Annotated in this window: 19 protein-coding genes; 2 read left to right on the forward strand and 17 right to left on the reverse strand. The window is 69.7% G+C overall.

Annotated elements, in window-relative coordinates; all coding sequences use genetic code 11:
* Nucleotides 1-11 precede the first annotated feature (11 nt).
* Genes fusA through rpsL form a run of 3 tightly spaced genes read right to left on the reverse strand, consistent with a single transcriptional unit; the run spans nt 12 to nt 2,995 of the window.
* Nucleotides 12-2,111, reverse strand: a complete 2,100-nt coding sequence (gene fusA, locus ACIBG7_RS04765; protein ID WP_357915748.1) for an elongation factor G — start codon at nt 2,109-2,111, stop codon at nt 12-14.
* Between the two features lie 36 nt (nt 2,112-2,147).
* Nucleotides 2,148-2,618: a 30S ribosomal protein S7 gene (gene rpsG, locus ACIBG7_RS04770; RefSeq protein ID WP_181615865.1), complete on the reverse strand. Its 471-nt coding sequence runs from the start codon at nt 2,616-2,618 to the stop codon at nt 2,148-2,150.
* Nucleotides 2,618-2,995 (reverse strand): 30S ribosomal protein S12, encoded by a 378-nt coding sequence (gene rpsL / locus ACIBG7_RS04775; protein WP_181615864.1) that lies wholly within the window; start codon nt 2,993-2,995, stop codon nt 2,618-2,620. The genes rpsG and rpsL overlap by 1 nt, the downstream gene beginning before the upstream one ends.
* 557 nt (nt 2,996-3,552) lie before the next feature.
* Between rpsL and ACIBG7_RS04780 the strand changes: the two genes are divergently transcribed.
* Nucleotides 3,553-4,413, forward strand: coding sequence for a hypothetical protein (locus tag ACIBG7_RS04780; RefSeq protein WP_397335173.1), 861 nt, complete (start codon nt 3,553-3,555; stop codon nt 4,411-4,413).
* A 264-nt stretch (nt 4,414-4,677) separates the two neighbouring features.
* Nucleotides 4,678-4,884 carry a class I SAM-dependent methyltransferase gene (locus tag ACIBG7_RS04785; RefSeq protein ID WP_397335174.1) on the forward strand — a complete coding sequence of 69 codons (207 nt, stop codon included), beginning with the start codon at nt 4,678-4,680 and terminating at the stop codon, nt 4,882-4,884.
* 634 nt (nt 4,885-5,518) lie between these two features.
* On the opposite strand, the gene ACIBG7_RS04790 is transcribed toward ACIBG7_RS04785, so the two are convergent.
* The 14 genes from ACIBG7_RS04790 to rplL form a co-directional block, all read right to left on the reverse strand.
* Nucleotides 5,519-9,394 (reverse strand): DNA-directed RNA polymerase subunit beta', encoded by a 3,876-nt coding sequence (locus ACIBG7_RS04790; RefSeq protein ID WP_357915741.1) that lies wholly within the window; start codon nt 9,392-9,394, stop codon nt 5,519-5,521.
* A gap of 17 nt (nt 9,395-9,411) precedes the next feature.
* Complete coding sequence (gene rpoB / locus ACIBG7_RS04795) at nt 9,412-12,888, reverse strand: DNA-directed RNA polymerase subunit beta (RefSeq protein ID WP_357915738.1); 3,477 nt, start codon at nt 12,886-12,888, stop codon at nt 9,412-9,414.
* Between the two features lie 424 nt (nt 12,889-13,312).
* Nucleotides 13,313-13,795 (reverse strand): hypothetical protein, encoded by a 483-nt coding sequence (locus tag ACIBG7_RS04800; RefSeq protein WP_357915735.1) that lies wholly within the window; start codon nt 13,793-13,795, stop codon nt 13,313-13,315.
* On the reverse strand, nt 13,792-14,274 hold the full coding sequence (locus tag ACIBG7_RS04805) for a hypothetical protein (RefSeq protein ID WP_357915732.1): 483 nt from the start codon (nt 14,272-14,274) through the stop codon (nt 13,792-13,794). The genes ACIBG7_RS04800 and ACIBG7_RS04805 overlap by 4 nt, the downstream gene beginning before the upstream one ends.
* Nucleotides 14,256-15,383 carry an MlaD family protein gene (locus ACIBG7_RS04810; protein ID WP_397335175.1) on the reverse strand — a complete coding sequence of 376 codons (1,128 nt, stop codon included), beginning with the start codon at nt 15,381-15,383 and terminating at the stop codon, nt 14,256-14,258. Before ACIBG7_RS04810 ends, ACIBG7_RS04805 begins: the two co-directional genes overlap by 19 nt.
* The gene (locus ACIBG7_RS04815) at nt 15,380-16,345 is read right to left on the reverse strand and encodes an MCE family protein (RefSeq protein WP_397335176.1); all 966 of its coding nucleotides are present in this window, start codon (nt 16,343-16,345) and stop codon (nt 15,380-15,382) included. Before ACIBG7_RS04815 ends, ACIBG7_RS04810 begins: the two co-directional genes overlap by 4 nt.
* The gene (locus tag ACIBG7_RS04820; protein ID WP_397335177.1) at nt 16,342-17,313 is read right to left on the reverse strand and encodes an MCE family protein; all 972 of its coding nucleotides are present in this window, start codon (nt 17,311-17,313) and stop codon (nt 16,342-16,344) included. Before ACIBG7_RS04820 ends, ACIBG7_RS04815 begins: the two co-directional genes overlap by 4 nt.
* Nucleotides 17,298-18,302 carry an MCE family protein gene (locus tag ACIBG7_RS04825; protein ID WP_397335178.1) on the reverse strand — a complete coding sequence of 335 codons (1,005 nt, stop codon included), beginning with the start codon at nt 18,300-18,302 and terminating at the stop codon, nt 17,298-17,300. The genes ACIBG7_RS04820 and ACIBG7_RS04825 overlap by 16 nt, the downstream gene beginning before the upstream one ends.
* Nucleotides 18,299-19,348, reverse strand: a complete 1,050-nt coding sequence (locus tag ACIBG7_RS04830) for an MCE family protein (protein ID WP_397335179.1) — start codon at nt 19,346-19,348, stop codon at nt 18,299-18,301. The genes ACIBG7_RS04825 and ACIBG7_RS04830 overlap by 4 nt, the downstream gene beginning before the upstream one ends.
* Nucleotides 19,345-20,127 (reverse strand): MlaE family ABC transporter permease, encoded by a 783-nt coding sequence (locus ACIBG7_RS04835; protein ID WP_397335180.1) that lies wholly within the window; start codon nt 20,125-20,127, stop codon nt 19,345-19,347. Before ACIBG7_RS04835 ends, ACIBG7_RS04830 begins: the two co-directional genes overlap by 4 nt.
* Complete coding sequence (locus tag ACIBG7_RS04840) at nt 20,124-20,870, reverse strand: MlaE family ABC transporter permease (RefSeq protein WP_397335181.1); 747 nt, start codon at nt 20,868-20,870, stop codon at nt 20,124-20,126. Before ACIBG7_RS04840 ends, ACIBG7_RS04835 begins: the two co-directional genes overlap by 4 nt.
* Nucleotides 20,871-20,873: 3 nt before the next feature.
* Entirely contained in the window at nt 20,874-21,845 is a 972-nt protein-coding gene (locus ACIBG7_RS04845) for an ABC transporter ATP-binding protein (RefSeq protein WP_397335182.1), read from the reverse strand.
* Nucleotides 21,846-21,922: 77 nt separating this feature from the next.
* Nucleotides 21,923-22,537, reverse strand: a complete 615-nt coding sequence (locus ACIBG7_RS04850) for a GNAT family N-acetyltransferase (protein ID WP_397335183.1) — start codon at nt 22,535-22,537, stop codon at nt 21,923-21,925.
* Nucleotides 22,538-22,621: 84 nt separating this feature from the next.
* Nucleotides 22,622-23,011 carry a 50S ribosomal protein L7/L12 gene (gene rplL, locus ACIBG7_RS04855; RefSeq protein ID WP_357915702.1) on the reverse strand — a complete coding sequence of 130 codons (390 nt, stop codon included), beginning with the start codon at nt 23,009-23,011 and terminating at the stop codon, nt 22,622-22,624.
* Nucleotides 23,012-23,051 lie beyond the last annotated feature (40 nt).

Genomic DNA, 23,051 nt, shown 5'->3' on the forward strand with positions numbered 1-23,051 from the left:
GATCACCAGGACTATTCGCCCCGGGCCTTCGCGACGATCTCCTTGGCGATGCCGGGCGGCACCTCCGAGTAGGAGTCGAACTGCATGCTGTAGCTCGCGCGTCCCTGCGTCTTGCTACGCAGGTCACCCACGTAGCCGAACATCTCAGAGAGCGGCACGAGCGCCGCGATGACACGGGCGCCGGCGCGCTCGTCCATCGACTGGATCTGCCCGCGGCGACCGTTGAGGTCACCGATGACGTCACCCATGTAGTCCTCGGGCGTGGTGACCTCGACGGCCATCATCGGCTCAAGGAGCACAGCGTCCGCCTTACGAGCGGCCTCCTTGAAGGCCATCGATCCGGCGATCTTGAAGGCCATTTCCGAGGAGTCGACGTCGTGCGCGGCACCGTCGGTCAGCGTAACCTTCACGCCCACCATCGGGTAGCCGGCCAGCACGCCGAACTCGGCCGCCTCCTGGGCGCCCGCGTCGACCGAGGGGATGTACTCCCTCGGGACACGACCGCCCGAGACCTTGTTCTGGAACTCGTAGCCGTCGTTGCCCTCGCCCAGCGGCTCCAGGTCGATGATGACCCGCGCGAACTGACCGGAACCACCGGTCTGCTTCTTGTGGGTGTAGTCGACCTTCTCCACCTTGCGGCGGATGGTCTCGCGGTAGGCGACCTGCGGGCGGCCGACGTTGGCCTCGACCTTGAACTCGCGACGCATACGGTCGACGAGGATCTCCAGGTGAAGCTCGCCCATGCCCCAGATGACCGTCTGACCGGTCTCCTCGTCGCGGCGGACCTGGAAGGACGGGTCCTCCTCGGCCAGACGCTGGATGGCGGTGGACAGCTTCTCCTGGTCGCCCTTGGTCTTCGGCTCGATGGCCACGTTGATGACCGGGGCCGGGAACGTCATCGACTCGAGGACGACCTGGTTGGCCGGGTCACTCAGCGTGTCACCGGTCGTGGTGTCCTTCAGGCCCATGACGGCGACGATCGAACCAGCGTGCGCGACCGGGCGCTCTTCGCGCTTGTTCGCGTGCATCTGGTAGATCTTGCCGATCCGCTCCTTCTTGCCCTTCACCGAGTTGATCACCGCGGTGCCGGTCTCGAGCGTGCCCGAGTAGATGCGGATGTAGGTCAGACGGCCCAGGTGCGGGTCGCTCATGATCTTGAAGGCAAGCGCGGAGAAGGGCTCGCTGACGTCCGCGTGACGCTCGATGACCTCGTCCTCGTCGCCGACAGCGTGACCCTTGAAGGCCGGGATGTCGAGCGGCGCGGGCAGGTAGGCCACGATCGCGTCGAGCAGGGGCTGAACGCCCTTGTTCTTGAACGCGGTGCCGGTGAGAACCGGGTTGATGGCGCTGGACAGCGTCGCGCGGCGGATCGCCGCGACCAGCTGCTCCTCGGTGGGCTCGGTGCCCTCGAGGAAGAGCTCCATCAGCTCGTCGTCGTTCTCGGCGACGGTCTCGACCAGCTTGTCGCGCCACTCACGGGCGGTCTCGGCGTGGTCGGCGGGGATGTCGACGGTCTCGTACATCTCGCCCTTGGCCGCCTCTTCCGGCCAGAGCAGACCCTTCATCTTCACCAGGTCGATGACGCCCTTGAAGCCGGCCTCAACGCCCCAGGGGAGCTGGATGACAGCCGGGGTCGCACCCAGACGGCTGATCATCATGTCGACGCAGCGGTGGAACTCCGCGCCGACCCGGTCCATCTTGTTCACGAAGCAGATGCGGGGCACGCCGTAGCGGTCAGCCTGACGCCACACCGTCTCCGACTGCGGCTCGACACCGGCGACACCGTCGAACACGGCGACAGCGCCGTCGAGGACGCGGAGCGAACGCTCCACCTCGATGGTGAAGTCGACGTGACCCGGGGTGTCGATGATGTTGATGGTGTGACCGAGCCACTCACAGGTCGTCGCGGCCGACGTGATCGTGATGCCGCGCTCCTGCTCCTGCTCCATCCAGTCCATCGTGGCAGCGCCGTCGTGGACTTCACCGATCTTGTAGTTGATACCGGTGTAGAACAGGATGCGCTCGGTCGTGGTGGTCTTGCCCGCGTCGATGTGGGCCATGATCCCGATGTTGCGGATCTTGGCCAGGTCAAGGGCAGCTGTGCTGGCCACTTCTCTCGCGTCCTCGTCGTCTCGTCGTAACCGCTGTTACCAGCGGTAGTGGGCGAAGGCCTTGTTGGACTCGGCCATCTTGTGGGTGTCCTCGCGCTTCTTGACGCTCGCCCCGAGGCCGTTGCTGGCGTCGAGGAGCTCGTTCATGAGGCGCTCGGTCATGGTCTTCTCGCGGCGGGCCCGGGAGTACTGCACCAGCCAGCGCAGCGCCAGAGTGGTGCTGCGGGAGGCGCGAACCTCGACCGGGACCTGGTAGGTCGCGCCACCGACACGGCGGCTGCGGACCTCGAGGGTCGGCTTGACGTTGTCGAGCGCGCGCTTCAGCGTGACGACCGGGTCGTTGCCGGTCTTGTCACGGCAGCCCTCGAGGGCGCCGTAGACGATCGACTGAGCGATCGAGCGCTTGCCGTCGAGCAGGACCTTGTTGATCAGCGCGGTGACCAGCGGCGAGCTGTAGACCGGGTCGGCCATGAGCTGGCGGCGGCCAGGAGAACCCTTACGAGGCATTACTTCTTCTTCTCCAACTTCGCGCCGTAACGGGAACGAGCCTGCTTGCGGTTCTTGACACCCTGGGTGTCGAGCGTGCCGCGGATGATCTTGTAGCGAACACCCGGCAGGTCCTTCACACGACCGCCACGCACGAGCACGATCGAGTGCTCCTGGAGGTTGTGACCCACACCGGGGATGTAAGCCGTGACCTCGATGCCGTTGGTGAGGCGAACACGAGCCACCTTGCGCAGAGCCGAGTTCGGCTTCTTGGGCGTGGTCGTGTAGACGCGCTGGCAGACGCCGCGTCGCTGCGGACTCCCCTTGAGGGCAGGAGTCTTGGTCTTGGAGACCTTGTCCTGCCGGCCCTTTCGGACCAACTGCTGGATAGTGGGCACTGCCACTCCATTTCGTGCTTTGGCCGGTAATACGAATGTCCAGCTTTCGCTGGTCGAGCATTTCGCAGGCACTGCCGGTGTCATGACCTGCTGTTTTCTCCCCCGCTTCGACCCACGCGGTCGGGCGTGTCGCGCTCTTCAGAGCCACACCCCTCGCGGTCGATCAACCGGGGGAGGACCACGCCGCGGCCCCCATCTCTCACGAGATGTTCAGCGCGCATGCGTGAAGGCCCATGAACCCACGGGCACGAAGGGCAAGACTACCCAGCCCAGCGCGGCACGTCAAAACGGCCGCGTTTCCTCGACCGCCGCCGGGACGGCCGCAACTTCGTGTCGTGTGGGGCGACCGGCGCTTAACCCGGCCGCTATGAGACCCTCGCCTAGTCTACCCGTACCCCCGACATCTCCCGACCGGTTTTCACCGAGGAAATCGGGTGTCCCGGCGGGGCACTTCGACTGGGGCTTCGGGCCGCGACGGGTCATGAACTGCCCCAGGCGCCCTCCGCATACCGTCTGATCGGCCCGCGGTCGTCACCGTCGGTGCCACCATGCCCACCATGAGCAAGATTGTGCTGGCGGCCCTGCTTGCCGTACCGACCTTCGGTGACCTGACGGACCTCGTGCCCGGCGTGCCCGCGGCCCGCGCGCCGTACGCCGTCGTGGCCTGCGACCCCGACACCACGCGCCCCGGCACCCCGCCCACCGTGCGCATCGACCCGGCCTGGCTGAGCGGCGGCAAGCTGGCGTTGATCACCAACAACGAGGGCGTCGTCAACCCGTACCTGGCCGCCCCGCCGCCCGCCCAGGGCTCCTTCCGCGGCACCCCCATGTGCGCCACGCACCTGGGGCCCGACGGCAAGCCCGTCGCCCCCACGTGGGTCTTCTGCCTCAACCACGACCTCGACGCCTGTGGCGAGGCCCCGCTCGTCCCCGCCGGCTCGGCCGGGGCCCGGCAGGCGTTGTCCTCCCGTGACCAGGCCCGGCTGGCGTACGTGGTCAGCGCCCTGGCCGACTACCGCACCCCGGACACCCGTGCCCGGAGCGCCCGGTTCGTCTGGTGTGTCACCGAGGGCCGTCCCGCCGGCGCCCCCGTTCGTGACGCCCAGACCTACCCCGGCCTGCGGTGCCCGGACTGGACCACCATCGACCCCAAGCTCGACATCGGCGCCGCCAGTGCCGGCAGCTACTGGCTCACCAGCGGTGGCCGTAGCGACTGCCAGGGCTACCTCCTGCCGCGTCCCACCCGGGTCTTCGCCCCGCCCACCCCGCCCTCGGTCCGCCCGCCCTCCGTCAAGCCGCCCCGGGAGACCCCCGTCCGCCCCCGCCCCCGCACCGGCCGCGCCGAAACCGAGGCCACCAAGCCCCGCGCCGCCCTGAGGCCCCGCCCGTTCCCCCGCGAGAAGCCCATCCTCCGCTGACCCCCTCTCTTCGAGTACGGCTCAGCACCCACCCCCTCCCACCGGGGACGGCGTGGCTCCCCAGCCGCCACGCCGTCCCCACCCGGCCTGCGTGGATGGCCGCGCAGAGCTTGTAGCCCCAGATCGCCGCCGGTTCTGCTGAACTAGGACGTGTGCCGACCCCCGCCTACCCACCGCTATCCGCGAGTCCTACGACGCCGTCGCGGCCGAGTACGCCCGCCGCTACACCGCTGAACTCCTGGACACCTGCCCCTGAGCCGGGCCATGCTGCGCGCCTTCGTCGAGCACGTCGACGGCCCGATCCTCGACGCCGGCTGCGGCCCAGGCCATGTCACCCAGATCACCGGGGTGGGCCTCTCCCCCGCCATGATCGCCCTGGCCCGTGAGGCCTTGCCCCACCTGTCCTTCGAGGTCGGCTCCATCGCCGCACTCCCCCATCCGGATGGGTCCATGGGCGGGGTTCTGGCCTAGTACTCGACCCACCACACACCCCCGGCGCATCTCCCGGGGCTCTACGCCGAACTGCGCCGCGTGCTGGCTCCGCGCGGCTACCTTCTCCTCGGCACCCACCCGGGGGACGAACGCATCAGGGCCACTCAGGGGTACGGCCTGCCGGTCTCCTACGAGTCGCACCTCATCCCCGTCGAGCGCATCACTGAGCTCCTCGCCGCTGCCGGCATCGAGGTGGTGGCCCGCCTGATCGAGGAACCCGGTGTACGGCAAAGCGCCTCCCATTCGCCCTCCTGGGGCCGGGCCCGATGCTCCGAGGAACGGCAGGGTATCCCCTCGCTGGCTCCACACCCCGTTCCCGCCAGCTCCCCGCACCCGGCTGCCCCCTTACCCACAGATCGACCGGCGCGCCCCGCGGGCAGCCGTCCGATGCCTCTCTTTCCGAACCAGCCCCACTCCCGGGGAGCGCGAGGGGCCGGTAGGCCCCTCGCATCGGGCGGGGGTGTGGGGGGACGACGAAGGCGGCCCCCCACAAGGCGGAGCCCAAGCCCGCAGGGCGAGGACCACGCCGTTGACAGCAGAAAACGGAAGAGCGCCCAAGGGAAACCCCTTGGGCGCTCTTCAAGCTGTCAGCCGGAACCCCAGCCGATCAGACCTACCGGTTGTACTGCCCGAAGTCGTACTCCTCCAGCGGAACGGCCTCGCCGCTCCCGGTGCCGAAGGTGTAGTCGGCCGCGGACCCGTCGTACCCGCCGACGGTGTACATGGCCGCCTTGGCCTCCTCGGTCGGCTCGACCCGCACGTTGCGGTACTGGGGCATGCCCGTACCGGCCGGGATGAGCTTACCGATGATCACGTTCTCCTTCAGGCCCAGGAGCGAGTCCGACTTGGCGTGGATCGCCGCGTCGGTCAGGACCCTGGTGGTCTCCTGGAAGGAGGCCGCCGACAGCCACGACTCGGTGGCCAGCGACGCCTTGGTGATACCCATGAGCACCGGACGGCCGGAGGCGGGCGAGCCACCCTCGGCGACGGTCTCGCGGTTCATCTGCTCGAAGCGCGGACGCTCGACCAGCTCACCGGGCAGGAGGTCGGTGTCACCCGACTCCAGCACGTTGACCCGCTTCAGCATCTGCCGAACGATGATCTCGATGTGCTTGTCGTGGATCGACACACCCTGCGAGCGGTACACCTGCTGGACCTCGGCGACCAGGTGGAGCTGGACCGCACGCGGGCCGAGGATGCGCAGCACCTCGTTGGGGTTGACCGCACCGGCGATGAGCTGCTGGCCCACCTGGACGGGCTGACCCTCGGAGACGAGCAGCCGCGACCGCATCGAGACCGGGTAGGCGACCTCTTCGGAGCCGTCGTCGGGAGTGATGACGACCTTGCGGGTCTTGTCGGTCTCGTCGATCCGCACGCGGCCGGAGGCCTCCGAGATCGGCGCGACACCCTTGGGGATACGCGCCTCGAAGAGCTCCTGGACACGGGGCAGACCGTGGGTGATGTCGGCGCCCGCCACACCACCGGTGTGGAAGGTCCGCATCGTCAGCTGGGTGCCGGGCTCACCGATCGACTGGGCGGCGATGATGCCGACCGCCTCGCCGACGTCGACGAGCTTGCCGGTGGCCAGCGAGCGGCCGTAGCAGGTCGCGCAGACACCGATCTTGGCCTCGCACACCAGCGCGGAGCGGGTGCGGACGGTCTCGATGCCCGCCTCGACCAGCGCGGTGACGTGGTTGTCGTTGATGTCGACACCGGCCGGCACGATGACCTTGCCGTCGACCTCGACGTCCTCGGCGAGGATGCGGCCGTGCACGTTGGACTCGGCGTTCTCCGCCTTGACCAGGTTGCCGGACACGTCCCGCTCGCCGACGTGCAGCGGGACCGCGCGGTCGGTGCCGCAGTCGATCTCACGCACGATGACGTCCTGCGCCACGTCCACCAGACGACGGGTCAGGTAACCCGAGTCGGCGGTACGGAGCGCGGTGTCGGCCAGACCCTTTCGCTGACCGTGGGTGGAGATGAAGTACTCCAGCACCGACAGGCCCTCGCGGAAGGAGGCCTTGATCGGCCGCGGGATGGTCTCACCCTTGGTGTTGGACACCAGACCACGGATACCGGCGATCTGCCGCACCTGCATCTTGTTACCACGCGCACCGGAGTTGACCATCATCCACACGGGGTTGGTGGCCGGGAACGCGTTGACCATGTCGGTCTCGACGTCCGCGGTGGCGTGGGTCCAGATCTCGATGAGCTCCTGACGGCGCTCCTCGTCGGTGATCAGACCACGCTCGTACTCGCGCTGGACCTTGTCCGCCCGGCGCTCGTAGTTCTCCATGATCTGGGCCTTGTTCGGCGGCGCCACGACGTCCTCGATGGAGATCGTGACACCCGAACGGGTGGCCCAGCGGAAGCCGGCGTCCTTGAGCGCGTCGAGCGCGGTGGCCACTTCGACCTTGGGGTAGGTCTCGGCCAGCTCGTTCACGATCGAGGAGAGCTGCTTCTTGCCGATCTGGAAGTTGACGTACGGGTAGGACGCCGGGAGCGTGTCGTTGAACAGCAGGCGTCCGAAGGTCGTCTCCAGGCGGATCGGGTCACCGGGCTCCCAGCCGTCCGGGGCCACCCACTCGCGCGGGGGCAGGACGTCCTTCATCCGGATCTGGATCTTGGCCTGGATCTCCAGCTCGCGCCGGTCGAAGGCCATCTGCGCCTCGGCCACCGAGCCGAACACGCGGCCCTCGCCGATCGCGCCGTCCTTCTGCGTGGTCAGCCAGTAGAGGCCGATGACCATGTCCTGGGTGGGCATCGTCACGGGCTTGCCGTCGGCCGGCTTGAGGATGTTGTTGGTCGAGAGCATCAGGATGCGGGCCTCGGCCTGGGCCTCGGCTGACAGCGGCAGGTGCACGGCCATCTGGTCACCGTCGAAGTCCGCGTTGAACGCGGTGCAGACGAGCGGGTGGATCTGGATGGCCTTGCCCTCGACGAGCTGCGGCTCGAACGCCTGGATGCCGAGACGGTGCAGCGTGGGCGCACGGTTGAGCAGCACCGGGTGCTCGGTGATGACCTCTTCGAGGACGTCCCACACGACCGGCTTGGCCCGCTCGACCATCCGCTTGGCCGACTTGATGTTCTGGGCGTGGTTGAGGTCGACCAGACGCTTCATCACGAACGGCTTGAACAGCTCCAGCGCCATCTGCTTGGGCAGACCGCACTGGTGCAGCTTGAGCTGCGGGCCGACGACGATGACCGAACGGCCGGAGTAGTCGACTCGCTTGCCCAGCAGGTTCTGCCGGAACCGGCCCTGCTTGCCCTTCAGCATGTCGCTGAGGGACTTCAGCGGCCGGTTGCCGGGGCCCGTCACCGGGCGGCCACGACGGCCGTTGTCGAACAGGGAGTCGACGGCCTCCTGGAGCATCCGCTTCTCGTTGTTCACGATGATCTCGGGCGCGCCGAGGTCGAGGAGACGCTTGAGACGGTTGTTCCGGTTGATCACACGACGGTAGAGGTCGTTGAGGTCGGAGGTCGCGAACCGGCCACCGTCGAGCTGCACCATCGGGCGCAGGTCCGGCGGGATGACCGGGATGCAGTCGAGCACCATGCCCTTGGGCGAGTTGGTGGTGTTCAGGAACGCCGACACGACCTTGAGCCGCTTGAGGGCGCGGGCCTTCTTCTGGCCCTTGCCCGAGCGGATGGTCTCGCGCAGGTTCTCGGCCTCGGCGTCGAGGTCGAAGCTGACCAGACGCTCCTGGATCGCCTGCGCGCCCATGCCGCCCTTGAAGTAGCGGCCGAAGCGGTCGCGCATCTCGCGGTAGAGCATCTCGTCGCCCTCGAGGTCCTGGACCTTGAGGTTCTTGAACCGGCTCCACACCTCGTCGAGGCGGTCGAGCTCACGCTGGGCGCGGTCGCGAAGCTGACGCATCTCGCGCTCGGCGCCCTCACGCACCTTGCGGCGCTGGTCGCCCTTGGCGCCGGCCGCCTCGAGCTCGGCCAGGTCGGACTCGAGCTTCTTCTGGCGCGACTCGATGTCGGCGTCACGGCGCTGCTCGATGTGCTGCCGCTCGACGGAGACCTTGGCCTCCAGCGAGGGCAGGTCACGCTCACGCATCTCGGTGTCGACCTGCGTGATCATGTAGGCCGCGAAGTAGATGACCTTCTCGAGGTCCTTCGGGGCCAGGTCGAGCAGGTAGCCCAGGCGCGAGGGCACGCCCTTGAAGTACCAGATGTGCGTGACGGGCGCGGCCAGCTCGATGTGGCCCATCCGCTCACGACGCACCTTGGCGCGAGTGACCTCGACGCCGCAGCGCTCACAGATGATGCCCTTGAAGCGGACGCGCTTGTACTTGCCGCAGTAGCACTCCCAGTCGCGGGTCGGGCCGAAGATCTTCTCGCAGAAGAGTCCGTCCTTTTCCGGCTTGAGAGTCCGGTAGTTGATGGTCTCCGGCTTCTTCACCTCGCCGTGCGACCACTGGCGGATGTCGTCGGCAGTGGCGAGGCCAATGCGTAGCTCGTCGAAGAAATTGACGTCGAGCACTTGATTCCCCTTTTTGATCAGACCTCGTCGACGGACATCGCGCCCTCATTGGGACGCCTTGCCAGATCGATGCCGAGCTCTTCCGCTGCGCGGAAGACATCCTCGTCCGTGTCCCGCATCTCGATGGACATGCCGTCGCTGGAGAGCACCTCGACGTTCAGGCACAGCGACTGCATTTCCTTGATGAGGACCTTGAAGGACTCGGGGATGCCGGGCTCGGGGATGTTCTCGCCCTTGACGATGGCCTCGTAGACCTTCACGCGGCCGAGGACGTCGTCGGACTTGATGGTGAGCAGCTCCTGCAGCGCGTAGGCCGCGCCGTACGCCTCGAGCGCCCACACCTCCATCTCACCGAAGCGCTGGCCACCGAACTGCGCCTTACCGCCCAGCGGCTGCTGGGTGATCATCGAGTACGGGCCGGTCGAACGCGCGTGGATCTTGTCGTCGACCAGGTGCAGCAGCTTGAGGATGTAGATGTAGCCGACCGAGATCGGGTACGGGAACGGCTCGCCGGAGCGGCCGTCGAACAGCTTGGCCTTACCGGTCTCCTGGACCATGCGGTCGCCGTCGCGGTTGGGCAGGGTGTTCTTGAGCAGACCGACGATCTCCTCCTCGTGGGCGCCGTCGAAGACGGGCGTGGCCACGTTGGTGAAGGGCTCGATCTCGCCGAAGCCGGCCTCGGTGAGCCGCTCGGCCCACGCCTCCTTGATCCCCGTGACGTCCCAGCCCCGGGCTGCGATCCAGCCGAGGTGGGTCTCGAGAACCTGGCCGACGTTCATACGGCCGGGCACACCGAGCGGGTTGAGGATGATGTCGACCGGCGTGCCGTCCTCGAGGAACGGCATGTCCTCGACGGGCAGGATCTTGGAGATGACGCCCTTGTTGCCGTGACGGCCGGCGAGCTTGTCACCGTCGGTGATCTTACGCTTCTGGGCCACGTAGACGCGGACCAGCTCGTTGACACCGGGGGGAAGCTCGTCGCCCTCCTCGCGGCTGAAGACGCGCACGCCGATGACCTTGCCGGACTCGCCGTGCGGCACCTTCAGGGAGGTGTCGCGGACCTCGCGGGCCTTCTCGCCGAAGATCGCACGGAGCAGGCGCTCCTCCGGGGTCAGCTCGGTCTCGCCCTTGGGCGTGACCTTGCCGACCAGGATGTCACCGGGCACGACCTCGGCGCCGATCCGGATGATGCCGCGCTCGTCGAGGTCGGCGAGGACCTCCTCCGAGACGTTGGGGATGTCGCGGGTGATCTCCTCGGGGCCCAGCTTGGTGTCGCGGGCGTCGACCTCGTGCTCCTCGATGTGGATCGAGGAGAGGACGTCGTCCTGCACCAGACGCTGGGAGAGGATGATCGCGTCCTCGTAGTTGTGGCCCTCCCACGGCATGAACGCCACGAGAAGGTTCTTGCCGAGCGCCATCTCGCCCATGTCGGTGCAGGGGCCGTCGGCGACGACCTGACCGACCTCGATGCGGTCGCCCTCGGCGACGATGGGCTTCTGGTTGAACGAGGTGCCCTGGTTGGAGCGCTTGAACTTGGCGACGCGGTAGGTGATCCGGGTGCCGTCGTCGTTCATCACGGTGACGTAGTCGGCGGAGACCTCCTCGACCACGCCGGCCTTCTCCGCGGTGATGACGTCACCGGCGTCGGTGGCGGCGCGGTACTCCATGCCGGTGCCGACCAGCGGGGCCTCGCTGCGGAGCAGCGGGACCGACTGGCGCTGCATGTTGGAGCCCATGAGCGCGCGGTTGGCGTCGTCGTGCTCGAGGAAGGGGATCATCGCCGTGGCGACCGACACCATCTGGCGCGGCGACACGTCGATGTAGTCCACCTCGGAGGCGCGGGCGAGTTCGGTCTCGCCGCCCTTGGTGCGGACGAGGACGCGGTCCTCGGCGAAGGTGCCGTCGGCGTTGAGCACCGTGTTGGCCTGCGCCTTGACGAAGCGATCCTCCTCGTCGGCGGTGAGGTAGTCGATCTGGTCGGTCACCTTGCCGTCGACGACCTTGCGGTACGGCGTCTCGACGAAGCCGAAGGCGTTGATCCGCCCGTAGGAGGCGAGCGAGCCGATCAGACCGATGTTCGGGCCTTCCGGCGTCTCGATCGGGCACATGCGGCCGTAGTGCGAGGGGTGCACGTCTCGGACCTCGAAGCCGGCCCGCTCACGGGACAGACCGCCGGGGCCCAGCGCGGACAGACGCCGCTTGTGCGTCAGGCCGGCCAGCGGGTTGGTCTGGTCCATGAACTGGGAGAGCTGGGAGGTGCCGAAGAACTCCTTGATCGACGCCACGACGGGGCGGATGTTGATCAGGGTCTGCGGCGTGATGGCCTCGACGTCCTGCGTGGTCATCCGCTCGCGGACGACGCGCTCCATGCGGGCCAGGCCCAGGCGGACCTGGTTCTGGATGAGCTCGCCGACGCTGCGGAGACGACGGTTGCCGAAGTGGTCGATGTCGTCGGTCTCGACGATGACGTCACGGCCCTCGGCGCCCTGCATCGACTCCTCGCCCGCGTGGAGGCGGACGATGTACTCGATGGTGGCGACGATGTCCTCTTCGGTCAGCGTGCCCTGGGTGATCTCGGAGTCGACCCCGAGCTTCTTGTTGATCTTGTAACGACCGACCTTGGCCAGGTCGTACCGCTTCGGGTTGAAGTAGAGGTTCTCCAGCAGGGTCTGCGCCGACTCCTTGGTCGGCGGCTCGCCCGGGCGCAGCTTGCGGTAGATGTCGAGCAGCGCGTCTTCCTGGCCGGCCGTGTGGTCCTTCTCCAGGGTGGCGCGCATGGACTCGTACTGGCCGAAGCGCTCGAGAATCTGCTCGTTGGTCCATCCCAGTGCCTTGAGAAGCACGGTGACGGCCTGCTTGCGCTTGCGGTCGATGCGGACACCGACGCTGTCGCGCTTGTCGATCTCGAACTCGAGCCAGGCCCCGCGCGAGGGGATGACCCGGCAGCCGAACAGGTCCTTGTCGGAGGTCTTGTCGACGCTGCGGTCGAAGTAGACGCCCGGCGAGCGGACCAGCTGGGAAACCACGACACGCTCGGTGCCGTTGATGATGAAGGTGCCCTTCGGGGTCATGAGCGGGAAGTCGCCCATGAACACCGTCTGGCTCTTGATCTCACCTGTCTCGTTGTTGATGAACTCCGCCGTGACGAACATGGGGGCGGAGTAGGTCATGTCCTTGTCTTTGCACTCCTCAACGGAGTACTTCGGCGGCTCGAACCGGTGGTCGCGGAACGACAAGGACATGGTCCCCGAGAAGTCCTCGATGGGACTGATCTCTTCGAAAATCTCTTCGAGACCCGACTGGGTCGGGACGTCCTTTCGCCCGGCCTGGCGAGCCGCCTCGACCCGGGCCTTCCACTTCTCGTTGCCAAGCAACCAGTCGAACGATTCGGTTTGCAGGGCCAGAAGGTCGGGAACCCCAAGGGGCTCCTGGATGCGCGCAAAGGTGACGCGACGGGGACCGGATACGGCGGAGGCGTTGCGCGAGGCTGCCAACAGATGTCCTTCCGAGGGCTCGCGGCGGACTGACTACACGCACGCCAGACAACCTCGCTCTGTGAGCAAAGCAGGCGGGTCGTCAAAGGGCAGCGCAAAGGGGCAGTGTAGCCGATCGGCACACGCCTGTCCAGTCCACTCTCGCTGCATGCTCCACGTTGCTCGCAGCATCGCCCGTCCGGGCGCAAACGTCAAGCCCGTGAGCCCGACTTTCGCGTGTTTCATGCCCTGGACGCTGGGATTTCTTCCCTGAGTGACACTACGCCTACCGTCAGGCCCCAGACGATACCCGCGATCGGAGTCGGCTAACGCAGCGTCACACCCAAGGTGGAACCCCGGTGGAACTGTGACTGATCTACCCGCGGCGAAGGCTTCGCCAAACCTCGATTTTAATAACAATTGCAGTACGCGACGCGCCCGTGTCTCAGGCCTTGCCGATCAGCGTGGACAGCTCCGCGACCAGCCAGCGGGCGTCCTCGCGCACCATGACCAGCCGCGCCCGGTTCTGTCGGAACTCCTGGCGGCCTCCGGTCGCGATGCCCATGTCCACGAAGACGAGCACCTCCACCCGGTCGGGCCCGGCGCGCTCCACGGCGGCGCGCACGACGGTCGTCTGCTGGACCTTCTGCTCGGCGCGCCGCTGGCCGGCGAAGGGCCCGTTGCGCAGCTCGCGGTAGTGCTTGGTGAGCTCGCCCGTGGTGTGCTCGGCGGCGCGCTCCAGGTCCTGCTCGATGGTCCGGTAGTTGTAGGACAGCAGGTCCGGTGCGACCGCCCGCGCGGCGGCGAGCGCCTCCTTGCCCGCCGCCTCCGCCTGGTCGAGCCGCCGCAGGTCGAGGCCCATGACCAGCACCGCCGCGGCCAGCGCCAGCGCGGCCAGCCCGAGCACCCCCGTGAGGACCCATCTCACAAGACCTGCACCACCTTGGAGACCAGCCAGCCCGAGCCGATCTTCGTGAGCTGCATGGCCCAGCGGAAGCGCCGCTTCTCCGGCGGGGCTTTGGAGCCCTCCCAGCGGATGTCGGCATCCGCCACCACCAGGACCGAGGCTTCACCGGAGGTGATGGTCTCCACGCCGCTCGCCCGGAGCACCCCGGTCTGCACCACCTTGTTGGCCAGCGTGGTCTCCTTCAGCCGGGCCGCGTTGGCCGAGAACTCCGTGCGGGCCGCTCCGGTCGAGGTGTCCAGGATGCGCTTGATGTCGGCGTCGATGGTCGAGTGGTTGAGCGCCAGCAGGTTCATGGCGTGCGTGCCCGCCGCGTCGAGCGCGGCCTGCCGGTCGTCGGCGCGGGCGTGGGCCTCGCGCGCCTGCCCGCCGATCCAGAGCGCGGCTCCGCCCAGCAGCGCGACCAGCACCGCCAGCACGGGGATCAGGAGCCGTCGGGCCATGTCACGGGATCATAATCGCCCAGCCACTCCCGCAACCCTGGAATCCCGGGCGTGGGGCCCGCTTCGGGCACATTCCTCGCACCACGCACCCCGGTCGCCCCACCCGCCGGCGCCCGGCAGTGGCTGTCGGGTACGGCAGGCCGTACCGAGAGGTCCTGGGGGCGGCGCCACGGCGTGCCGTACCCCTCCTTGCACGGCGGAGGCACGTTGAGGTTCAGGTTGAGACCGAAATGCAGCCCGTCCTCGCCGACGACGGTGAAGGCCCCGGCGACCCCCGCCGGATACCCGAGCAACAATTGCCGCAAAGCACTCTCCTGGGCAGAAAACACCTGTCCACCGATCACCGCATTCCGCACCAATGGCCGCAAGAATGGCTGCACGTCGTCCACCATTCCAGCCACCGGCGGAGAAACCGACACAGCGCCATCAATGACGCTATTCACCGCTCCGGTTTCCACCGCCTCGGTGAATTCGGCCAGGTCACGCGAGAACTCTTTCCAGCCGAAACCCCGCTGCGTCTCCAGCACCGTCTCGCCGTCGCGGATCAGCGCGACCGTCTCCGGCGCCACCTCCGCCGCCGCGTCCACCACCTCCGAACCCGCCTCGATCAGCCGCCTCAGCTCCGGCCCGCCGATCGCCCGCTCCAGCTCGGTGACGACCGTGCCGACGTCGTCCGGATCCACCGACGCCAGCAGCGCCTCGGCGTCGCCCAGCAGCTTCGCGGTGCTGACCGGAAGCCGCGTGCGCTCGCGCCCGATCACCGCCCCCTCCTCCAGGTACGGCGGAGCCGCCCCCGTGGGCTGCAGGTCGAGGTACTGCTCCCCCACCCCCGACCGGTTGGCGACGACCGCCCGCACGCCCGCCTTCGGCACCGGCGCCTCCAGCCGCAGCGTCGCGCGCACCCCGTCTGCGGTCACCTCCAGCGCCTCCACCCGCCCGACCGGAACCCCCCGGTAGGTCACCTCGGCCCGCTCGTACAGCCCGCCCGCCTCGGCGAGCTCCACCCCCACTCGGTAGCCGCGAGGCACCAGCTCGGCGTACTCCACCGCGGTGTACGCGCCCGCCGCCACCGTGACGAGCGCCAGGAGCAGCAGCTTGAGCCGGTTCATCGGATGTTCTCCAGGGTGGTGCCGGGCGAGAGGTCGAGGGTGACGTCCACGTTCCCGTAGTCGCCCCTGAGCAGGCCGGTCGCCGACGGCGGGAACGGGAAGGTGAGCGCCGTCCCGAGCCCCCGGGCCAGGCTGCTCCCGGCGCGGTCGAGGTCGGCCAGCACGGTGCGCAGGTCACGGAGGTTGGCCAGGGTGTCCTCCTGCGAGCGTTCCAGCACCCGCGTGGCGGTCCGGCCGAGCCGGTCGAGGCCGCGCAGCAGGCCGGTGAGCTCGGCGCGCTGCCGCCGGAGCTGCGACACGGCCGGGCCGATGCGGGTGGCCACGTCGGCGATCGTCCGCTTCTGCGCGGCGAGCGTGGCCGCCAGCCGGTCGAGCCCGTCGAGCAGCCGGACGATCTCCCCTTTCGAGCCGTCGAGCGCGGCGGCGAAGGTGTCGAGCCGCCGCAGCAGCCCGCGCACCCGGGTGGCGCGCCCGCCGAGCACCTGGTTCAGCTCGGCGTTGATGGTCGCGAGCTGCTCCAGCCCGCCGCCGTTGAGCACCGTCGAGGCGGCGGCGAGCACCTGCTCGACCTCGGCGGTGGCGGTCGTGGCCGCCAGCGGGATGCGGGTGGCGGGCGGCCCCTGGCCCGCGGGCTCCAGGCGGACGTACTTCTCACCCAGCAGGCTGGTCTGGGCGATGGCCGCGGTGCTGTCGACGGGCAGGCCGACCTGGCCGCGCACCGCGCAGACCACCTCGGCATGCCAGCTCGCCGACAGCTCGACCGAGACGACCTCGCCCACGGTGACGTCGTTGACCTTGCACGAGGAGCGCGGCACCAGGTCCAGGGCGTCGGCGAACTCGATCGTGACCTCGCGGGGCCTAGGGCCCAGGTCGGCCCCGCCGGGCAGCGGCAGCGACGCCACGCCCTGGAATCCGCAGCCGGCGGCGGTCAGGAGCGCCGCCAGCGCCAGGGCCGCCCTCATCGCACCAGTCCGCCGAGCGTCGCGTCCGGCTCCAGCGCGACCGGCAACGGCACGAGGTTCTGGATGATCGCGTCGAACCACGGCCCGTTGCCGGTCACGTCGGTGAACTGCCGGGTGAAGGGCACCAGCAGCTTCAGCGAGCGGTCGAGGTCGGCCTCGTTGCGGCGCAGCAGCGCGGCCAGGCGGCGCAGGTCGCGCAGCGCGGGCGCGAGTTCGGCCCGGTTGTCGGCGATCAGGCCGTCCACCTCCTCGGCCAGGGCGAGCGTGTTCGTCAACAGGCTGTGGATGACCGCGCGCCGGTGGGTGAGCTCGCGCAGCAGCAGGTCGCCGTCGCGGGCCAGGTCGCGCAGCCGGTCGGTGCGCCCGGCGGCCAGGCTCGTGACCGTGCGGCCTCGCCGTACCAGCTCCCGCAGCCGGTCGTCGCGCTCGGCGACCGTGCGGGACAGGCGGCTCAGGCCGATCAGCGCGGCGGCGATCTCGGCCGAGGAGCCGTCGAGGGTCTGGCTGACCGCTCGCATCGCCCGTTCCAGCGCCACCGGGTCGATCTTCGCGGCCGTGCGGGCCAGGTCGCCGACCGCCGGCATCAGCTCGTACGGCACGCTGGTGCGCGCGATCGGGATGGGCGCGGCAAGCCCGCCGGGCCCGGCGGGTTCGAGGACCAGCGCGTGCGCGCCGAGCAACGTGACCGGCCGGATGTGCGCCCGGGTCAGCGACCCCAGCCGCACCCCCTCGGCGCGGAAGTCCACCCGCACCCGCGCCCCGTCGAGCTCGACCGCGCGCACCGAGCCCACCCGCACCCCGGCGACCAGCACCGGCTCCCCTGCCCTGAGCCCCGCCGACTCGGCGAAGTAGGCGGTGTACGGCGAGCCGCCCGCCCAGTTCCCGAGCCCGAGCGCCGCCGCCACCAGCGCCGCCGCGACGGCGAGCGCGGCCAGGCCGAGCGGGCGCGGGTTCAGCCGGCGGAACATCGGGCGCTCGCGTTCCCGGCCCGCACTCCGGCCGGCGGGGCCTGGAGCGAGCAGAGGTAGAAGTTGAACCACGAGCCGTAGGCGGAGGCCCGGGTGAGCTGGTTGAGCCGCAATGGCAGCTCCCGGATGGCCCGCTCGACCAGCTCGCTGTCGGCGTCGAGCCGCTCCAGGACGTTCCCGGCGTGCGCGAGACCGGCCTTGACGTCGGGCCGGGCCCGGCCGAGGAAGCCCGCGGTGACCCCGGTGAGCCGGTCGAGCGACTCCAGCGCGCCGCCGATCGCCTTCCGGTCGCCGGCCAGGCCGCCGACCAGCGCGTGCAGGTCGTCGACGAGCTTGCCGTACTGCTGCTCCCGGCCGGCGACCTCGCCCAGCACGACGGTCAGGTTGTCGATCACGCGGCCGATGACGGCGTCGCGGTCGGCCAGCGTGCCGGTGAGCGAGCCGATGTGGCCGAGCAGGCTCTCCACCGTCCCGCCCTCGCCCTGCAGCACCTGGACGATCTCCCAGCTCAGCCGGTTGACCTGCGTGGGGTCGACCGCGCGCAGGAGCGGGCGGAAGCCGTTGAACAGCGCGTGCACGTCCAGCGCGGGCCGGGTGTCGGTGATCGGCCGTTCCGGCGGGAGGTGGCCGGGTCCGCCCCGGCCGGTGGACAGGGCCAGGTAGCGCCCGCCGGCCAGGTCGCGCCAGCGGATCGCGGCGACCACCCCGCTGGGCAGCCGGTGACGTTCCTGGACGGTGAAGGCGATCTCGGCGCGGGCCCGCGCGTCGAGTGCGACGGTCTCGACGCGGCCGACCCGCACGCCGGCGATGCGCACCTCGTCCCCCGGCGCGATGCCGCCCGCGTCGGTGAACACCGCGCGGTAGGTCGTGGCGGCCACGAACCGCACGCCCGAGATGGTGACGGCGAGCGTCGCCACGCACGCGGTGGTCAGCAGCACGAACAGCCCCAGCTTCAGCGCCACGACGAGCGTGCCGCCCGCCCGGTTCACCGCCGGCTCCCGTCGGCGAAGCGCGGTTCGGGGAAGGGCACCGGCACCCGTCCCGGCAGGCCGTGACAGCTCGGCGCGCGCCGGTCGGCGTACTGCGGCTCGTCCCGCCCCGGCCGGTACGGCGGGCGCGGCCGGACGAGCTCGATGACCGCCCGCAGCCGCCCGCCGGCGAAGGCCCGGTCGAGGCGCGGCTGCAGCCGCTCGATGCCCTGGAAGACGCAGGGCACGGTGACCGAGTGACGGGCCGCGAGCGCCAGCGTCGGCCGCCACACGTGCTGCAACCCGGCCAGGCCGGTCTCGTTCTCGGTGAGCAGCCGGTCGAGCTGGCCCGTGGCGCGGGTCAGGCCGGTCCCGAGCCGGTCGAGCTGCTCCTCGTTCCCGGTCAGCACGTCGCTCAGCTTCGCCCCGTGGGCGAGGGAACGCAGCAGGTCGGGGGCGGCGTCGCCGTACTGCTCGACCACGTCGGCCAGCAGGCTGAGGTCGCGCTGGAGCGCCGGGAGGTGCGGCGCGAGGGTCTGGAGGTAGCCGTCGGCCTGGTCGAGCGTGCCGCCGATCCGTGCGCCCCGGTTGTCGAGCGCGGTGGCCAGCGAGGTGAGCGCGGCGTTGAGCCGTTCGGGGTGGATCTCGCGCAGCAGCGGCAGGAGCCGGTCGAGGACCTGGCCGGTCTCGACGGGCGCGCTCGCGGCGGTGATCGTCTCGCCCTCGCGAAGCGGCCGGGTCGGGCGGCCGGGCGGGGTGAGCTCGACGTACTTCTCGCCGAACAACGTCTTGGGCCGCAGGCTCGCCGTCGAGGCGTGGTCCACCGGGTGGTCGAGCGCGAGCACCAGGTCGGCGCCGTCGGGGGTGGCGGTGACCGCGCTCACCTCGCCGACCAGCACGCCCCTGACCTTCACGTCCGCCCGGGGACCCAGTTGCAGCCCGGCGCGCGGCGTGCGGAGGACCACCTCGGTCGCCGAGGAGAAGGCCTTGCCGTACACCGCGATCGTGCCGGTGGCGAAGGCCGCGATGACGGTCGCCAGCGCGATGCCGTACACGTGCTGTCTCATCCGGCCACCCGCACGGTCGTGGTGGTCCCCCAGATGGCCAGCCCGAGCAGGACGTTGGCCACGTTCACCGCCACCAGCGCGGTCCGTACGGCCCGCCCCACCGCCACCCCCACGCCGGCCGGGCCGCCGGAGGCGTGGAAGCCGTAGTAGCAGTGGATCAGGATGACCAGCACCGAGAAGATCAGCACCTTGCCGAAGGACCACAGCACGTCGTAGGGCACGAGGAAGAGCTCGAAGTAGTGCTCGTAGGTGCCGGCCGACTGGTCGTGGAAGCGGGTCGCGATCAGCTTGGTCGCGGTGTAGGACGCCAGCAGGCCCAGCACGTACAGCGGGATGATCGCGGCGAATCCGGCGATCAGCCGGGTGCCCACCAGGAAGGGCCGGGCGGGCACGCCCATCACCTCCAGCGCGTCGATCTCGTCGCTGATCCGCATCGCGCCGAGCTGCGCGGTGAAGCCCGAGCCGACCGTGGCCGACAGCCCGATCGCGGCGACCAGCGGGGCGATCTCGCGGGTGTTGACGTAGCTGGACAGGAAGCCGGTGAAGGCGGCGGTGCCGATCTGGTCGAGCGCGGCATACCCCTGCAGGCCGACCTCGGTGCCGGTGAAGAAGGTCATGAAGGCGACGATCGTCACCGTGCCGCCGACCACCGCCAGCCCGCCGGTGCCCAGGCTCACCTCGGCCAGGAGCCGCACGACCTCCTTGCGGTAGCGCGCGGACGCCGGGAGGCCGGCCAGCGCCCGTGCGTAGAACTCGCCCTGCCGGCTCAGCTCGTTCATGCCGCCGTCCGGGCGTGGATCGCGCTGATCAAGAAGTTCTCCGCGAACAGCACCAGCGCCGAGAAGACCACCGTCTGGTTGACCGCCTCGCCGACGCCTTTCGGGCCGCCCTTGGCGGTCAGGCCCTTGTAGGTGGCGATCAGCCCGGCGCTCGCGCCGAAGACCAGCGCCTTGAGCTCGGCGACCCACAGGTCCGAGGGCTCGGCGAGCACGGTGAAGGACTGCAGGTAGGCGCCGGGCGAGCCGCCCTGCGCGACGACGTTGAACAGGTAGCTGGCCACCAGCCCGACCGTGGTGACCAGGCCGTTGAGCAGGGGCGCGACCAGCGCACAGGCCACCACCCTGGGGACGGCGAGCCGGTGCAGCGGGTCGACGCCCAGCACCTCCAGCGCGTCGATCTCCTCCCGGATCTTGCGCGCGCCCAGGTCGGCGCAGATGGCGCTGCCCGCCGCGCCGGCGACCATCAGCGCGGTCACCACGGGTCCCGCCTCGCGGACGATGCCGAGCACGGCGGTGGCGCCGGTGAAGGACTGGGCGCCGAACTGGCGGATCAGGTTGCCCGCCTGCAGGGCCAGGACCGCGCCGAACGGGATGGCCACCAGCGCGGTCGGCAACGCGCTGACCGTGACGATGAACCACGCCTGATGCAGCGTCTCGCGCCAGTGGAACGGGCGCTTGAGCCCGGCTCTGGCGGTGTCGAGGGAGAGCGCGACGAACTCGCCGACGACCAGCACGGCTCTCATGGGCTAGTGGACCCCGTCCAGCAGCCAGTTGCGCCCGCGCTCGTCCACGAACGAGCCGGGCGGGGCGGCGATCCCGTTGGCGGCCAGCCACGCGCCCGGGGCTCGCATGCTCTGCCGTACCCGGCCTCCGGTGGGCATGAGCTGCGGCGGGATCGGCGGCAGCGGGCCGGGCTCGTGGCCCTGCTCGGCCTCCGCGGCCAGTTCGGCGACGTCCTTCTCCTCCGACATGCCGATCGGGCCATGCCGCCGCGCGTTGAGGAACTGCCGTACGGCCGGCTCCTGGCTGGACAGGAGCTGCTCGCGCGGACCGAACATGACCAGCTCGCGGCGGAACAGCAGGCCGATGGCGTCGGGCACGGTCCGGGCGGTGTTGATGTCGTGCGTGACGATCAGGAAGGTCGCCCCGGTCTCGGCGTTGAGGTCGACGATGAGCTGGTTCAGGTAGGCGGTGCGGACCGGGTCGAGCCCCGAGTCGGGCTCGTCGAAGAGGATGATCTCCGGATCGAGCACCAGCGCCCGGGCCAGCCCGGCCCGCTTGCGCATCCCGCCGGAGATCTCACCGGGCAGCTTGTTCTCCGCGCCGATCAGGCCGACCAGCTCGATCTTGTCCAGCACCATCCGGCGGATCTGCGCCTCGCTCTTGCGGGTGTGCTCGCGCAGCGGGAAGGCGATGTTGTCGTAGAGGGTCATCGAGCCGAACAGCGCGCCGTCCTGGAACAGCACCCCGAACAGCCGGCGCAGCTCGTACAGCTTCCTCTCGCCGCAGGCGGCCAGGTCGTGCCCGTCGATCCAGATGTGCCCGCGGTCGGGGCGCAGCAGCCCGACCAGCGTCTTGAGGAAGACCGACTTGCCGGTGCCGGACGGCCCGAGGAGCACCGAGATCTCCCCGGCGGGAAGGGTGAGCGAGACGTCCGACCAGATGACCTGCCGGCCGAACGACTTGGTCAGCCCTTCCACGACGACTTCGACGCCCACCGGTCACCTTCCGCTCACAGGGGGTAACGTGGCCAGCACACTACCGTCCCCGTCCCACGGAAATCCGGCGAATCGGTTCAGCCCTTGTAGACGATCGAGGTCAGCGGGGACTCCACTCGCCAGCCCAGCGTCTCGTACAGCGCGCGGCCGTCCTCGGTGCCGCCCAGGACCGCCTTGCGGGCGCCCCGCTCGATCGCGTGGTTCTGCAGCGTGCGCATCACCAGCGTCCCGAGGCCGCGCCGCTGGTGGGCGGGGTCGGTCTCGACCTTGTCCATCACCGCGACCGGGCCGGCCAGCCCGAACTGCCCGCGGGCGGCGGGCTCGCCGCCGTGCGTCACCCGCACGAACGTGGCCGCCCCGGCGTCCTCGATCTCGACCTCGTACCCGTCGCGCGCGGCCACCGGCACCCGCTCCAGCGGGGTGCTCATCATGTAGCCCGCCGGCGCGACCTCCCACCCCGGCACCAGGTACGGCACAGCCTCCGCCTCGGGCACGAACATCTTCAGCCACGTCCCGGGCTCGTCCACCCCCGGCACCAGCTCGGCCAGCCAGGGCAGGTCCGTGACCACGAACCGGCGCACCTGCCCGGGCGCGCCCACCTCCATGAGCCAGCCCCACGGCTCCGCCACCGGCGTCTCGGTCGACCGCGACGCCGCCCAGCCCATCACCCAGTCGCGCACCAGTTCATTCATGACGCGACAGCGTACAAACATGAAAAAGGAGCGGCACACCCGGCACCTGGGTGTGGCCGCTCCCTTTCCGAAGCGAAGTAAGGACTACTTCACGGAGACGGTCGCGCCGGCGCCCTCGAGGGCAGCCTTGGCCTTCTCCGCCTGCTCCTTGTTGACCTTGCCGTCGAAGACCGGCTTCGGAGCGCCGTCGACCAGGTCCTTGGCCTCCTTCAGGCCGAGGGAGGTCAGCGCGCGGATCTCCTTGATGACCTGGATCTTCTTGTCGCCGGCGGCCTCGAGGATGACGTCGAACTCGTCCTGCTCGGCGGCCTCTTCGGCAGCGGGGCCCGCGGGGCCGGCAGCGGCGGCGACGGCGACCGGGGCGGCAGCCTTGACGTCGAAGGTCTCCTCGAAGAGCTTCACGAACTCGGACAGCTCAAGGAGGGTCATCTCCTTGAAAGTGTCGAGCAGCTCGTCGGTGCTGAGCTTCGCCATGATGTTTCCTCCGTAATGAACTAACTAAAGGGTGAAAGTT

This window comes from Nonomuraea sp. NPDC050328, assembly GCF_044459405.1.
Classification (GTDB): Bacteria; Actinomycetota; Actinomycetes; order Streptosporangiales; family Streptosporangiaceae; genus Nonomuraea.